Below are 13,869 nucleotides of genomic sequence, written 5' to 3' on the forward strand. Positions count from 1 at the left end.
GGGCGAACTGGCCGACAACGGCAACGGAGCGATTCATGCGTACCGGAGATCAGATCGTCCAGGACCTGCCCTGGCGCTGGAGCGTGCAGGGCAAGATCTTCCTCATCGGTGGGCTGGGCTACATGTTCGACGCGTGGGACGTCGCGTTGAACGGGTTCCTCACCCCACTGGTCGGGGCCGAGTTCGGGTTGTCGCCGGGGCAGAAGGGGCTGGTGGCGACCGCCAACCTGATCGGCATGGCGGTGGGGGCCGTCGTGTGGGGGACCGTGGCCGACCGCATCGGCCGCAAACGCGCGTTCAGCGTCACGCTGCTGGTGTTCGCCCTGTTCTCCGTGCTCGGCGCGCTGTCGCCGAACGTGGAGGTCTTCCTGGCCCTGCGCTTCCTGGCCGGGGTCGGTCTCGGCGGGTGCATCCCGGTGGACTACGCGATCGTCAGCGAGTTCTCCCCGCGGCGGCACCGCGGCCGGGTGCTCTCGGCCATGGACGGCTGGTGGCCGGTGGGCACCACCCTCGCCGCCGTCACGGCGACGTTGCTGGTCCCGGTGTCCGGGAACTGGCGCTGGATGCTGGTGCTGATGATCCTGCCCGCGCTGCTGTTGTTCTGGATCCGGCGCGGAGTCCCGGAATCGCCGCTGTACCTGGTGCGCAAGGGCCGGGAAGCGGAAGCCCGCGCGGTCATCGACGAGCTCGTCCGCCGCACGGGCGCGCCCGCTGAGCCGTATTCGATCCCGCCCGCGGTGGTGGAGGACACCCGCGGGGGAACGGTCACCGCCGCGTTCGACCAGCTGCGCCGGGTGTGGGCGTTCAACCCCCGGATCACCGCGGTCGCCTGGTCGTTGTTCATCAGCGTCATGCTGGTTTACTACGCCGCCCTGAGCTGGATGCCCTCGATCCTGCGCGCCCAGGGGTTCGGCGAGATCGCGGCCTTCGCCTCCACCGCGCTGATGAACGCGCTGGGCATCGTCGGCGTCGCGGTGGCCGTGCTGCTCGTGGAGAAGGTCGGCCGCAAGCGGATCGTCGCCGTCGCCGGGCCACTCGCCGCGCTCTCGCTCGTAGTGTTCTCGCTGCTGCTGGGCTCGCCCACCGGCGCGGTGATCGCGATCGGCGCGTTCGGCATGCTGGCGCTGGTGGTCATCCCGGTGATGTACGCCTACGTGTCCGAGCTGTACCCGACCGAGCTGCGTGCCTCCGGGTTCGGCTGGGCGTCGTCGTCGAGCCGGGCCGTCACCGGCTTCGCGCCTCTGGTGTTCGGCAGCCTCCTGTGGCCGGTGCTCGGCCTGCCGCTGACCTTCACCGTGCTGGGCGCGCTCGTGGTGGCCGCGGTCGTGTTCATGATGGTGGGTGCGCCGGAGACCCGCGGCCGCGAGCTCGACCGGATCGCGGAGCCGGCGAACCCCGTGGCGCCCGCGAAAACCACGCAGGTGCCGTGAGCGAGGAGAGGTCGAAACTGTGAAGCCCGCCGCGTTCGCCTACCACCGGGCCCACGACGTCGCCGACGCCATCGGCCTGCTAGGCGAGCTCGCCGCGGCCGGGGACGAGCCGAAGCTGATCGCCGGCGGGCAGAGCCTGGTGCCGATGATGAACTTCCGGCTCGCCCGGCCGACGGCCCTGATCGACCTGGGGCCGTTGCGCCGGGACCCGGCGCTGACCGGGCTGCGGCGGGACGGTGCGCAGCTGGAGATCGGCGCGCTGGTCACGCACCGGGCGGTCGAGGTGGCGAAGCTGGGGCCGGGCTTCGACGTGCTGTCCCGCGCCATGCGGTGGGTGGGGCACCTGCCGATCCGCTCCCGCGGCACGGTGGCGGGCAGCATCGTGCACGGCGATGCCACCGCCGAGTGGTGCCTGCTCGCGCTCCTGCTCGACGCCGTGATCATCGCGGAGGGACCGGGTGGGCGGCGGGAAATCCCGGCCGCGGAGATGTTCCACGGGTTCTACACCACCGCCGTCGAACCGGACGAAGTCGTGACGGCGGTGCGCTTCACCCGGCCCGCGCCGCGGGCGGCGCTGACCGAATTCGCCCGCCGCCACGGCGACTTCGCCATCGTCGACGTCGCGGTCAGCTTGGACGGTGACGGCAGCCGGGTGGTGGTCGGCGGGGTGGCGCCGGCGCCCATCCGGGTCCCGGAGGCCGAGGCCGTCCTCGCCGCGGGCGACCCCGGGCCGGACCTGTTCGCCGCGTGCGCCGACGCCGCTGCTGCCGCCGTCGACCCGCCCGACGACGCTGCCGGCAGCAGCGCCTACCGCCGCCGGCTCACCCGGACCCTCGTCGCCGGCGCCCTGCACCAGGCCTGGCAGGAAGGAGTGACGCGATGAGCGACGCAGCTCCCGAGTTCGACGGGCGAGGCGGACGCTGGGTCGGCGCCTCGGTGCCCCGGCGGGAAGACCCGCGCCTGCTCACCGGCCGGGGACGCTTCGTCGACGACATCCAGCTGCCCGGCACGTTGCACGCGTGCTTCGTCCGCTCGACGATCGCGCACGGCCGGATCACCGGGATCGACCTGTCGGCCACCCTGGCGGTCGACGGGGTCGTCGCCGCCTACACGGCGGCCGACCTCGACCTCGGCGACATCGTCGCGCTGCTGGGCCGCCCGCCCGAGGAGTTCGCGCCGACCGCGATGCCGATTCTCGCCAGGGAGAAGGTGCGGTTCGTCGGCGAACCGGTCGCGCTGGTCGTCGCCCGCGACCCCTACGTCGCCGAGGACGGCGCCGAACTGGCCGTGGTGGACTACGAGCCGCTCGGCGCGATCGTCTCCGAGGAGACCGCGCTCGCTCAGGATGCGCCCCTGGTCCACGAAGAAGCGCCCGGCAACGTGCTGCTGGACGTGTCCATGTTCGACACCCCGGGAGTGGACGAAGCGTTCGCCGACGCCGGGTGCGTGGTCGAGGTCGTCACCCGCAGCGGACGGCAGAACGCCCTCCCGCTCGAAACGCGCGGGGTGATCGCGTCCTGGGACGACCACGACGACCAGCTGCTCGTGCAGATGTGCACCCAGGTCCCGCACCAGGTGCGCACCGCGCTCGCCCGCTCGTTGCGCGTGCCCGAGCGGACCGTGCGGGTCACCGTCCCGGACATGGGCGGCGGGTTCGGCCAGAAGTGCGTGGTCGGCCGGGAGGAGATCGCGGTCGCGGCCGCGGCCCGGCGCCTGAACCGGCCGGTGAAGTGGATCGAAGACCGGCGCGAGGCGCTGACGGCCGGGTTCCTGGCCAGGGAACAGCGCTACCGCACCCGCGCCGCGTTCGACGCCGGCGGGCGCATCACCGCTCTCGACGTCGACATCGTGTGCGACATGGGCGCCTACTCCTGCTACCCGTTCACCGCCGGGATCGAACCGCTGATGGCCTCGGCGGAGATGCCCAGCGTGTACCAGGTGCCCGCCTACCGGGTCCGGGCCCGAGCCATCACCAGCAACAAGGCGCCCACCGCGCCCTACCGCGGCGTCAGCAGGCCGCAGTACGTGATGGCGATGGAACGGGTCATGGAGCGCGCCGCCCGCGAACTCGGTCTCGACCCGCTGGAGATCCGGCGCCGCAACCTGATCACCCAGTTCCCCTACACCGGGGTCAACGCCGTCACCTACGACCCCGGCACCTACCGGGAATCGCTGGACCTGGCCGAATCCACCCTGCGCGACGAGGGGTGGTACGAGTTCCGGGACACCGCGGCCGCCGAGGGCAGGCACGTCGGTATCGGGTTCTGCTGTTTCTCGGAGCGGACCGGGTACGGGTCGGGCGCCTTCGCCAAACGCAAGATGGCCGTGGTGCCCGGGTTCGACATCTCGGAGATCCGGATGGACACCACCGGCTCGGTCGTCGTCACCAGCGGCACCATGAACCACGGGCAGTCCCACGAGACGACGCTCGCGCAGATCGTCGCCGACCGGCTCGGGTTGCACATCGACCAGGTGAAGCTGCGCCAGGGCGACACCGAGCGCATCGCCTACGGGTGGGGGACCTTCGCCTCGCGGTCGGTGACCATCGGTGGCTCGGCGGTGGCGCTGGCGGCCACGCGGCTGGGAGAGCTGCTGTGCCGGATCGCGGCGCACCTGCTCGACACCCAGCCGGACAACGTCCGCCTCGACGGCGCGGGCGGCGTCGTGCAGATCGACGATCCGGGCCGGCGCGCGTCGTTCGAGGAGATCGCCGACGTCGCCTACCTGCGCAGCCACCTGCTGCCCAAGGACGTCGAGCCGACGCTCACGGCCACCGCGAGCTTCGACGTGCCCGGCGACGGCACCTTCTCCAACGCCACCCACGCCGTGGTCGTGGAAGCCGACCCGGGCACCGGCGGCATCACGATCCTGCGGTACGCGTGCGTGGAGGACTGCGGCGTGGTGATCCACCCGCAGGTCGTCGACGGGCAGTGCCGCGGCGGGATCGCCCAGGGCATCGCGGGCGCGCTGTTCGAGGAGGTCACCTACGCCGACAACGGCGAACCGTCCGCCGCCAGCTTCATCGACTACCTCGTGCCGACCGCCACCGAGATCCCCGACATCACCGTGTCCCACCTGGAAACACCCTGCGCGTTCACCGAGAACGGCGCCAAGGGCGCCGGGGAGGGCGGCACCATCGGCGCGCCGGCCGCGGTGCTCAACGCGATCAACGACGCGCTGCGCCACACCGGCGTCGAACTCGACACCACGCCGGTGCACCCGCAGACCATGCTCGCCGCGCTCGACGCGGCAGCCGACCCGGAACGGAGCAGGCCCGCATGACCGACCGCCACCTGATCGTCCTGACCGTCAACGGCAGCGAGCACGAAGCCGTCGTCGAGCCCCGCAAGACCCTGCTCGACGTGCTGCGCCACGACCTCGGCCTCACCGGCGCGCACGCGGGATGCGAACACGGCGTCTGCGGAGCCTGCACCGTCCTCGTGGACGGCGAACCGGTGCGCGCGTGCCTCGTGTTCGCCGTGCAGGCCGAAGACGCCGACATCCGCACCGTCGAATCGCTCGGCCGGGACGGCGAGCTCTCCGACCTGCAACAGGCCTTCCGCGAGCACCACGGACTGCAATGCGGCTTCTGCACACCGGGATTCCTGATGCTCGCCGAGGGTTTCCTCGCCCAGCAACCCGACGCGGACCGCGACGAGATCCGCGAAGCGGTCTCGGCGAACCTGTGCCGCTGCACCGGTTACCAGACCATTGTGGACGCCATCGCGGCGACCGCGGCCCGCCGCCGTGACACCGAGAAGGAAGCGACGAAGTGATCCTGGAAAACCAGCTGTCCGTCCCGGCCGAGCCCGACGCGGTGTTCGCCCTGATCAACGACGTCGAGCGGGTGGCGGGCTGCCTCCCGGGCGCGACCCTCGACGGCCAGGAGGACGGCGCCTACCTGGGCCGGGTCAAGGTCAAGGTCGGCCCCATCACCGCCGCCTACTCCGGCCGGGTGCGGTTCACCGAGGTCGACACCGCCGCGCGGCGGTTGCGGCTGTCGGCGCGCGGAGCGGACACGCACGGCAACGGGGACGCCGAGGCCGACGTGACGCTGACCGTCCGCGAGGCCCCCGGCGGCGCCACCATCGACCTGCGCACCGACCTGTCCATCCGCGGCAAGCTCGCCCAGTTCGGCAAGAGCGCCATCAGCGCCGTGTCGGCCCGGTTGCTCGACCAGTTCGCCCGCAACCTCGCCGGCCAGCTGAGCGCCCCGGGGGAGGAGCCCCGCCCGGCCGCCGCCCCGCGCACGCCGGCCCCGGTCGACAGCGGCGAATCCCTCGACGGGCTGGCGATGCTGCTTCCCCCGGGCGTCAAGCGGTACGCCCCGATCGCGGCCGCCGCGGCGCTGGGACTGTTCCAGGGCTGGCTGCTGGGCCGGATCCGCACCCAGGACAAACTGATCAAGGAGTTGCAGCGTGCCCGTCGATGACCCGTCCGGACTGCACGGCGCGGAGACCGATGCCGTCTACGACCGGGCCGGGTTCGGCGCCACCGTCCCTCGTGGACAGTGCCCGGCCCTGGTCGTGGTCGACCTGACCCGCGGCTTCACCGAACCCGGTTTCCCGTCCGGGGCCGACCTCACCGCCGAAGTGACCGCGGCCGCCGCACTCGTGACCGCGGCCCGGCGCGGTGAGGTCCCGGTGGTCTACACCGCGATCAGCTACACCGCCGCCGAGGCCGACGGCGACGGCGTGGCCTGGCTCCGGAAAGCGCCGGGCATGCGCAGCCTCCGCGAAGGGAGCGACGCCGTCGCGCTCGACCCCCGGCTGGACTGCCGCGACAGCGACCACCTCGTGCTGAAGAAGGGCGCCTCGGCGTTCCACGGAACCGGGCTGGCCGCCCTGCTCACCGGTCTCGGCGCGGACACCGCGCTCGTGTGCGGCGCGACCACCTCCGGGTGTGTGCGGGCGACCGCCGTGGACGCCGTGCAGTCCGGCTTCAACACCCTCGTGGTGCGCGAAGCCTGCGGCGACCGGGCCCGTGGGCCGCACTCCGCCGCGTTGTTCGACCTGCACGCGAAATACGCCGACGTGATCGGCCTGGACGACGCCGTGGCCTACCTCGGCGCCCCGGATCGGGCCGGCAGGAAGGTTTCCTGACATGGTGATCCCGTCCGAGTCCCCGGCCGCCCGCACGCTGAACCAGCCCGCGCTGGCCGACCTCGCCGACATTCCCGCGACGAGCCGCTGGGTCCGGTCCGGCGCGGTGCGGCTGCACGTGCTCGACTACGGACCGGACGACGGTGTCCCGGTCCTCGTGCTGCCCGGCATCACCAGCCCGGCGATCACGATGGATTTCGTGGCGCGGGAGCTCACGGATCTCGTGCGCCCGCTCGTGCTCGACGTCCGCGGCCGTGGGCTGTCCGACAGCGCGGACACCGAGCCGGCGGGCTACGACCTGGACAGCTACGCCGCGGACGTCGACGCGGTCGTCTCCGGCCTCGGCCTGCGACGGCCCATCCTGCTCGGACACTCGATGGGGGCGCGGATCGCGGCGCGGGCCGCCGTCAACGGCCGCCACGAGCTGCGCGGTGTCGTCCTGGTCGACCCGCCGATGAGCGGCCCCGGGCGGGGCCCGTACCCCACCACGCTGGAGGCCTTCCTCGGACAGCTCGACCAGGCCCGCCGCGGCACCGATGCGGACGAGGTCGCCCGGTCCTGGCCCCGGTGGCCGCGCCGCGAGCAGGAGCTGCGCGCGCGGTGGCTGTCGTCGTGCTCCCGCGCCGCGATCGCCGCCACCCACGCCGGCTTCGAGGCGGAGGACTTCTTCGACGACTGGCCGCACGTGCCCGCCCCGGCGGTGCTCCTCTACGGCGGCGACAGCCCGGTCGTCACCGCCGACGGCGCCGCCGAAGCCGCCCGCGCCAACCCGGCCGCCGAACTGGTGCCGGTGCCCGGCGCCGGGCACATGGTGTTCTGGGACGAGCCCGAAACAGCACTGCCCACCCTGCGCGACGCGCTGCGGAAACTACGCTGACTGGGCGCTCGGCACGGGTGAGACGGCCGGGCGAACCGCCTCCGGGCGCGGGGTCAGACGGTCTCGAAGTGGCGCGGGTCCAGCAGCTGGTCCAGGTGGCTCTGCATCGCCGCGGCCTGGTGCAGGTTGATCTCCCGGAAGCGGACCACGTCGCGCCCGGGGCGGAGCTGCCCGACCTTGCTCAGCGCCGCGTGGGCGACCGTGGCGATCACCGCGAACCCGCCCGAGGTGTTGCTGTCCGGGCCGAGGATCGTGAGCACGTCACCGTAGGCGAGGATCCCGCCGTAGGGATAACTGGTGTCCAGGAGATTCGACGGGTGCCCGCCGGCCACGTCGCCCGACGTCCGCGCCCACTGGAACCGGTGCGGGTTGAACCGCACGCCGGTCCGGTCCGAATTCAGGTCGCACCGCCAGCACGCGCCCAGGAAGTCCTCGAAGTCCTGCGCGGTGAGGAAATCCGGATCGGCGTGGGGACCACGGAGGACCTCGATCTCCCAGCTGTCCGTGTAGTGCGGGCGCAGGGACACCGGCATCCGCCTGCGCTGACGGGCGCCGCCCGCCGGATAGGCGTCGAGGACGTCCGCCCGTTCCAGCGCCCGCCCGTCGTGACCGCCGATGCCCGCCACCAGCAACGTGGACCGCGAGCCGAACGCCTCGTCCACCGCGATTCCCCCGCTCACCGCGAGATACCGGCGATAACCGGCGCCCCGGATGACCGCGCACGACAGCACGTCCCCCTCGGCGACGGACACCGCTTCCCACAACGGAACCGGCTCACCGTTGAGCGTCACCCCGGCGTCCGGGCCGGTGATCGCGATCAGCCCGGCACGCAGGATCACCGCCTGGAACCGGCCCAGCGGGATCTCCAGCGCCGCCGCACCGGGACGGTTGCCGACGAGGACGTTCGCCACCTGCAGCCCGAGCGGATCGACCGGCCCGGACGGGAAGAAACCCAGAGCCTGCCGCCCACGCCGGCCCGGATAGTCCTGCACGGTCGTCTGCAGGCCCGGGTCGATGATCTCGAGCGCGGGAACCGCCTGGCCCGCCGATCGGGCGCTCACGGAACCTTCACCAGCTCCTGCGCCGCGCCCCGGGTGGCGCGCCGCCGTTGCGCTTCGGCCGCCACCTCCGGATCCGAGCCGAGCTTCAGGTGGTCGGCCACCGCGTACCGGCCCGGTTCGATCGCGTAGTCGTAACGGCCCTCGAACACCTGCCGCCGCAGTTCGATCAGCTCCCCTTCGGTGACCTCGACGAACGTGATGCGGTCGCCGGGGTGGATCAGGATCGGGTCGATCCGGTGCGAGCGGGGCTGGCGCACCAGGTTCGAGATCGGCAGCGTCCGTCCGAACAGCTGGTACGAGCCCACCGACTCGATCGGGTGGATCACCAGGCACGGCCCGCCGAGCGCGACCGCGCCCTCCGGCGTCCAGCCCCGCGCCGGGTTGTACTTCGGCGCGATGATCTCCGACCGCGGATCCAGCGGCAGCAGCGACGGCAGGCCCGGGTAGAAGCCGGTGAACGCGTTCCACCACTCCGTCCGCAGGATCCGTTCGGCGAACGCCTCCCGGTTCGGCAGTCCGTTGTAGCGCACCAGGTAGTCGATGTTGTTGCCGTCCACGACATTCGGCGCGTCGGGGCGGGTGCTGATCCGGTAGCGGTTGACGGCCTCGCGGGACGCGGAGTCGTCGAAGGCGATGGGCAGCGTCAGCCGCCGGCTCGGCAGCACGATCGACGCGGGCTCCGGGATGTCGTCGTGCAGCTCCTCCAGCGCGACCACGACCCGGTCCTGGCCGATGACGGCGGGATCGTAGTAGACCAGCAGCGATCTCAGCCCGGGCGCGACTTCCAGCACACCACGCACGGGGTGGTCGGCGAGGTGCTGCGCCGAGGCGTGCGCGAAGAAGTTGACGCTGAGGTCGACCGGGATGGTGTGCCCGTACTCGACGAGCACCGCCCGGTCGCCCGCCGTCCGGTAGGTCACTTTCGGACGGCCGGCACGGGGCTCGGCAGTCGTGATGATCGCCGACATCCCTGGACCTCCCTGTCCGCTCACTGATCCCGGTCCGGATTCTCCCCGGCCGGAGGGTTCCGGTTCGTTCTCCGGTTTGTACAGATCGCCGCAGGGTGTTGTCCAGCTTGGAGTTTCCGCCTCTTCGGCGCCGCCATCGCTTGGCCGTCGTTCAACCCGCGCGCCCGCCGGAGCGGTTTACGATTCCTGGCCACCACCACACCGCCGGGCCGGCAGGCCAGCACTCGGGAGGCAAGGATGCCGCTCACCGTCGAGAAACTCCTCGACCGACCGGACCTCAAGCTGTCGCAGGTCGCGGGGTCGCCGGAAGCCTGTCGCAGCGCGGTGACCTGGGCCTTGATCAGCGAACTGCCCGATCCCTCGCCCTACATCGACGGCGGGGAACTCGTGCTGACCACCGGCTCGCGCCTGGCGCCCGGCTTCGCCGAACGACGGGAGTACGTGCGGCGGCTGGCCCAAGCCGGAGCGGTCGCGCTCGGGTTCGGGGTGAGCTCGTTCTACCCCGACGTGCCGGAGGACCTGGTCGCCGCGGCCGAGGAGACCGGCCTGCCGCTGCTGTCGGTTCCCCACGACACCGGATTCGCGGCCATCAGCAGGGTCGTCGCCGACTTCATCTCCGACGAACGGCAGAAGGAACTCACCTACGCCGTCGCCGCTCAACGGGACCTCACGCGCGCTTCGCTGTCGTCCTACGCCGCCCGGGCCATCGTCGAGCGGCTCGCCAAGGCGCTGCGCGGCTGGACGGTGCTCCTCGACGTCGACGGGGCGGTGCGCGCGGGCGCGCCCGCCGGGCGCATGCACGTGCCTCGCATCCGCATCGAACTGCCCCGGCTGCGGGAACGGGGCACGTCCTCGAGCCTGAGCATGACCGTCGCCGGTGAGGCCGTCGTGCTGCTGCCGCTCACCGTCCGCGGCCGGATCCGCGGATTCCTCGCGATCGGCCGGTCCACGCCCTTGACCAGCGCCGAGCAGAGCATCGTCACGACGGCGGTGTCCCTGCTGTGCGCCGACCTGCACAGCGCCTGGGGAGTCCTGGACAGCGAGCGCAGGCAGCGGCTCGCCGTCTTCAAAGCCGCCGTGGAGGGCGACATCCGCCTGGCCGCCTCGATCGGCCACGCGCTGGGCACCGACCTGCCCGAAGGGGACCTGCGGGTGGCCATCCTCGGCGTGCCCTCGGGCCACGAGCTGGAACTGCTCGAACACGCCGAGGGCGACTACGGGTTGCGGAACGTGTGCGCGCTCGTGGCGGAGTGGGAGCGCGGGCGGGTGGTCGTCCTGATGCCACCCGCCGAAGGCGACACCCGCACACTGGAAGCGCTGCTGCGCCGCATCCCCCTCGCCCGCGGCGCGGTCAGCGACCCCACTCCCGCCAAGGACCTGCCCGAGGCATGGCGGCAGGTCCGATCGGTGTTCAACAGCGCGCCCGGAACCGCCGGGAGGCTGACCAGTGCCGGGGACGTCGCCACCGCCGGCTTGATGCGTCACCTCGACACGGACGAAGCGCGCGGATGGGCCTCGGCCCTGCTCGCGCCACTGACCGACAAGAAGAACAACTCCAAGGTGGACCTACGCCACACGCTGCGGACCTTCCTGGCCCACAACGGCCAGTCCGACGCGTCCGCCTCGGCCCTGGGCATCCACCGGCACACGCTGCGGTACCGGATGGGCAAGGTGGTCGAAGCGCTGGGGCGGGAGATCGACGATCCGACGACCCGCGCCGAGCTGTGGATCGCCCTGCAGCTCGATGACCAGCTCTGACGTCCGCCGGTACTCCCGAGTGGCACCGGCCGCCGCCGGGTTGTCCAAGATGCGCACTACCCGCCCCGCCGCACTTCGCCGAGTCTGTTCATCGCAAGACGTTCAACGGTGAACCAGGAGGCGAAATGGGCACGGCACTGCATCCGCCGCAGTTGGTGACCTGCTCCCGCACCCTCTACCTCGTCTGGGTGCCCGCGGATCCGGACGCCGTCGCCAAGCTGGTGCCCGAGGGGCTCAGCCCGGCCGGCGACTGTTCCTGCTACATCAACCAGTACGTCGTCGACGGCCCCGACCAGACCTCGGCCGTGGGAGCGGAATCCTTCGGCGCCTACTCCCTGACCTACCTCGGTGTCAACCTGTCCGGTTTGGACACCGAGGCCGGGGTGCCGGGGCGGTGGTGGACCCACTACTACAACAGCTCCGACGTGATGAGCCGGTACGCCAGGGAACACGGCGTCCCGGCGGGGGAACCCGGCCACACGACACTGACCCTCAGTGGCGACACCCTCGTCGCCACCACCCATCTGGACGGCAGGCCGGTCATCCGCACGACCGCGACGGTCACCGTGGGCACACCCCAGCGGGCCGCCGGGCAACTCCGGTACATCACCCGGCGCGACGGGGAGTTCCACAGCGGACGCTACGCCTACGTCGCCGATCTGGCCGAGCACTTCCAGGTGCGGTCCTTCGAGTTCCTCGACGAGAACCACCCGACCTACCAGCTGCGGCCCGCCGACCCCCTGCAGGTGACGTTCGGCTTCTACGCGCCCTCCATGTCCTTCGTCTACCCCGGCGGCGAAGGGCCGCTGGGATCCGAGCACGGCAGCTGACCCGTCCGGCTGCCCGGCAACCCGCATCGACATCCGCCCCGACATCCCGAGGAGCAACAGCATGGCTCTGCTGGAACGCGCGCAGTGGTACGACATCGCGCGCGACACCGAGTGGACACCGCGGTACGTGACCCTGGCCGAACTCTTCCCGCCGGAGCTCTCCGGCGGGGAGGGGCTGCCCGACGAGATCTGGTCGACCTACGACGAGCCCTACAAGATCAGCTACCGCGAATACGTCGACATCCAGCGGCAGAAGGACGCCGGCGCCTATTCGGTCAAGGCCGCGCTCGAGCGCGCCGACCTGTACAACAAGGCCGATCCGGGGTGGATCTCCATCCTCAAGGAGCACTACGCCGCCGTCGCGCTCGTCGAGTACGGCGCCTCGTTCCAGGAAGCCCGCTTCATCCGCTGGTCCAAGGCCCCCGGCATGCGCAACATGGCGACCTTCGGCATGCTCGACGAGATCCGGCACGGCCAGATCCAGCTCTACTTCCCGCACGAATACGTCAGCAAGGACCGGCAGTTCGAGTGGTCCCACGCGGCGATGTTCACCGACAACTGGGTGACGCTGGGCGCCCGCCACTTCTTCGACGACGTCATGATGACCCGCGACGCACTGTCCACGTCGATCTTCGCCAACTTCTCCTTCGAGACCGGCTTCACCAACCTGCAGTTCATCGGCCTGTCCGGGGACGCCGCGAAGGCAGGCGACTTCACCTTCTCCAAGCTCATCCAGAGCATCCAGTCCGACGAGGCGCGGCACGCGCAGCTGGGCACCCCGCTGCTGCAGATGCTGATCGAGAACGGGCAGAAGGACGTCGCCCAGAAGAAGATCGACATCGCGTTCTGGCGGTCCTACCGGCTGTTCACGATCCTGTCCGGCATCCCGATGGACTACTACGTCCCGCTGGAGGTGCGCGAGGCCTCCTTCAAGGAGTTCATGGAGGAGTGGATCGTCACGCAGTTCATGCGGTCACTGGAGGACCTCGGCCTGTCCAAGCCCTGGTACTGGGACATCTTCCTGCGGGACATCTCCGAGCACCACCACGGCCAGCACCTGGGCACCTACTCCTGGCGGCCCACCCTGTGGTGGAACCCGGCCGCGGGCGTCAGCCCGGAGGAACGGGACTGGCTGGAGGAGAAGTACCCGGGCTGGAACGACACCTTCGGCAAGGTGTGGGACGTCATGATCGACAACTTCGTGCACGGCCGGACCGACAAGACCGTCCCGGGCACGCTGCCGGTGATCTGCAACGTGTCCCAGCTGCCCATCGTCGGCACCCCGTCGCAGACGTTGCGCGACATCTCGATCGTCCACGAAGGACGCCGCTACCACTTCGCGTCCGAAGTGGACAAGTGGATCTTCGAGGACGACCCCGAGCGCTACCGCCACCACAAGAACCTGGTCGACCGGTTCCTCGGCGGCGACATCCAGCCCGCCGACCTCGGCGGCGTCCTGGAGTACATGGGCCTGGGCACCGTCGGCCCCGGCGGCGACGACGCCCACGGGTTCGCCTGGGTGGAGACCTACCGCAAGCAACTCGCCAAGGCCGGCTGACACCCCAGGAGGACACCACGATGGCCGTGATCCCGCTCGCCGCGCACTTCCACGGCGACTTCGTCATCAAACTGCTGCCGGTCGACTCGGGCGACACGATGGACCAGGTGGCCGCCGCTGCCGCCGCCAACGCCGTGGGCATCCACGTCGCCGACCAGCCCGGCCGCACCCTGCGCGTCCGCAAGCAGGGCGCCGAAACGCCCTACCCCCGCACCACCACGGTCGCCGACTCCGGCCTGGAGCCGACCGAATGCGTCGAAATCTACTTCGAGTGAGGAGGACCGG

The 13,869-nt window shown here is 71.4% G+C and carries 13 protein-coding genes; 11 read left to right on the forward strand and 2 right to left on the reverse strand.

Going from position 1 to position 13,869, the window contains the following annotated elements:
- Positions 1–35: 35 nt before the first annotated feature.
- The 7 genes from AMYTH_RS0102045 to AMYTH_RS0102075 are packed head-to-tail and all read left to right on the forward strand — an operon-like array spanning position 36 to position 7,409.
- Positions 36–1,430 (forward strand): MFS transporter, encoded by a 1,395-nt coding sequence (locus tag AMYTH_RS0102045; RefSeq protein ID WP_027928905.1) that lies wholly within the window; start codon positions 36–38, stop codon positions 1,428–1,430.
- A gap of 19 nt (positions 1,431–1,449) precedes the next feature.
- The gene (locus tag AMYTH_RS0102050; protein WP_027928906.1) at positions 1,450–2,313 is read left to right on the forward strand and encodes an FAD binding domain-containing protein; all 864 of its coding nucleotides are present in this window, start codon (positions 1,450–1,452) and stop codon (positions 2,311–2,313) included.
- Positions 2,310–4,712, forward strand: coding sequence for a xanthine dehydrogenase family protein molybdopterin-binding subunit (locus AMYTH_RS0102055; protein ID WP_027928907.1), 2,403 nt, complete (start codon positions 2,310–2,312; stop codon positions 4,710–4,712). The genes AMYTH_RS0102050 and AMYTH_RS0102055 overlap by 4 nt, the downstream gene beginning before the upstream one ends.
- Positions 4,709–5,206, forward strand: a complete 498-nt coding sequence (locus AMYTH_RS0102060; protein ID WP_027928908.1) for a (2Fe-2S)-binding protein — start codon at positions 4,709–4,711, stop codon at positions 5,204–5,206. The genes AMYTH_RS0102055 and AMYTH_RS0102060 overlap by 4 nt, the downstream gene beginning before the upstream one ends.
- Positions 5,203–5,862: an SRPBCC family protein gene (locus tag AMYTH_RS0102065; RefSeq protein ID WP_027928909.1), complete on the forward strand. Its 660-nt coding sequence runs from the start codon at positions 5,203–5,205 to the stop codon at positions 5,860–5,862. The genes AMYTH_RS0102060 and AMYTH_RS0102065 overlap by 4 nt, the downstream gene beginning before the upstream one ends.
- Entirely contained in the window at positions 5,849–6,532 is a 684-nt protein-coding gene (locus AMYTH_RS0102070; protein ID WP_027928910.1) for an isochorismatase family protein, read from the forward strand. The genes AMYTH_RS0102065 and AMYTH_RS0102070 overlap by 14 nt, the downstream gene beginning before the upstream one ends.
- A gap of 1 nt (position 6,533) precedes the next feature.
- Complete coding sequence (locus AMYTH_RS0102075; protein WP_027928911.1) at positions 6,534–7,409, forward strand: alpha/beta fold hydrolase; 876 nt, start codon at positions 6,534–6,536, stop codon at positions 7,407–7,409.
- Between the two features lie 53 nt (positions 7,410–7,462).
- Here AMYTH_RS0102075 and AMYTH_RS0102080 read toward each other — a convergent pair whose 3' ends face one another.
- Both AMYTH_RS0102080 and AMYTH_RS0102085 read right to left on the reverse strand, forming a co-directional pair.
- Positions 7,463–8,470, reverse strand: a complete 1,008-nt coding sequence (locus AMYTH_RS0102080; protein WP_051362461.1) for a 5-oxoprolinase subunit C family protein — start codon at positions 8,468–8,470, stop codon at positions 7,463–7,465.
- Positions 8,467–9,438: a 5-oxoprolinase subunit B family protein gene (locus AMYTH_RS0102085; protein ID WP_037322142.1), complete on the reverse strand. Its 972-nt coding sequence runs from the start codon at positions 9,436–9,438 to the stop codon at positions 8,467–8,469. The genes AMYTH_RS0102080 and AMYTH_RS0102085 overlap by 4 nt, the downstream gene beginning before the upstream one ends.
- Positions 9,439–9,675: 237 nt before the next feature.
- On the opposite strand from AMYTH_RS0102085, the gene AMYTH_RS0102090 reads away from it, so the two are divergent.
- The 4 genes from AMYTH_RS0102090 to AMYTH_RS0102105 all read left to right on the forward strand — a co-directional run bounded on the left by AMYTH_RS0102090 (position 9,676) and on the right by AMYTH_RS0102105 (position 13,859).
- On the forward strand, positions 9,676–11,196 hold the full coding sequence (locus AMYTH_RS0102090; RefSeq protein ID WP_027928914.1) for a PucR family transcriptional regulator: 1,521 nt from the start codon (positions 9,676–9,678) through the stop codon (positions 11,194–11,196).
- A 125-nt stretch (positions 11,197–11,321) separates the two neighbouring features.
- The gene (locus AMYTH_RS0102095; protein ID WP_027928915.1) at positions 11,322–12,026 is read left to right on the forward strand and encodes an acetoacetate decarboxylase family protein; all 705 of its coding nucleotides are present in this window, start codon (positions 11,322–11,324) and stop codon (positions 12,024–12,026) included.
- A gap of 61 nt (positions 12,027–12,087) precedes the next feature.
- Complete coding sequence (locus tag AMYTH_RS0102100) at positions 12,088–13,584, forward strand: YHS domain-containing protein (protein ID WP_027928916.1); 1,497 nt, start codon at positions 12,088–12,090, stop codon at positions 13,582–13,584.
- A gap of 20 nt (positions 13,585–13,604) precedes the next feature.
- Positions 13,605–13,859, forward strand: coding sequence for a toluene-4-monooxygenase system B family protein (locus tag AMYTH_RS0102105; RefSeq protein ID WP_027928917.1), 255 nt, complete (start codon positions 13,605–13,607; stop codon positions 13,857–13,859).
- Positions 13,860–13,869 lie beyond the last annotated feature (10 nt).

This window comes from Amycolatopsis thermoflava N1165, assembly GCF_000473265.1.
Classification (GTDB): domain Bacteria; phylum Actinomycetota; class Actinomycetes; order Mycobacteriales; family Pseudonocardiaceae; genus Amycolatopsis_E; species Amycolatopsis_E thermoflava.

Bases quoted from the DNA above. Each gene is read 5' to 3' on its own strand.
- AMYTH_RS0102045 (WP_027928905.1), top strand. From the start codon at position 36: ATGCGTACCGGAGATCAGATCGTCCAGGACCTGCCCTGGCGCTGGAGC.
- AMYTH_RS0102055 (WP_027928907.1), top strand. From the start codon at position 2,310: ATGAGCGACGCAGCTCCCGAGTTCGACGGGCGAGGCGGACGCTGGGTC.
- AMYTH_RS0102060 (WP_027928908.1), top strand. From the start codon at position 4,709: ATGACCGACCGCCACCTGATCGTCCTGACCGTCAACGGCAGCGAGCAC.
- AMYTH_RS0102075 (WP_027928911.1), top strand. From the start codon at position 6,534: ATGGTGATCCCGTCCGAGTCCCCGGCCGCCCGCACGCTGAACCAGCCC.
- AMYTH_RS0102085 (WP_037322142.1), bottom strand. From the start codon at position 9,438: ATGTCGGCGATCATCACGACTGCCGAGCCCCGTGCCGGCCGTCCGAAA.
- AMYTH_RS0102090 (WP_027928914.1), top strand. From the start codon at position 9,676: ATGCCGCTCACCGTCGAGAAACTCCTCGACCGACCGGACCTCAAGCTG.
- AMYTH_RS0102095 (WP_027928915.1), top strand. From the start codon at position 11,322: ATGGGCACGGCACTGCATCCGCCGCAGTTGGTGACCTGCTCCCGCACC.
- AMYTH_RS0102100 (WP_027928916.1), top strand. From the start codon at position 12,088: ATGGCTCTGCTGGAACGCGCGCAGTGGTACGACATCGCGCGCGACACC.
- AMYTH_RS0102105 (WP_027928917.1), top strand. From the start codon at position 13,605: ATGGCCGTGATCCCGCTCGCCGCGCACTTCCACGGCGACTTCGTCATC.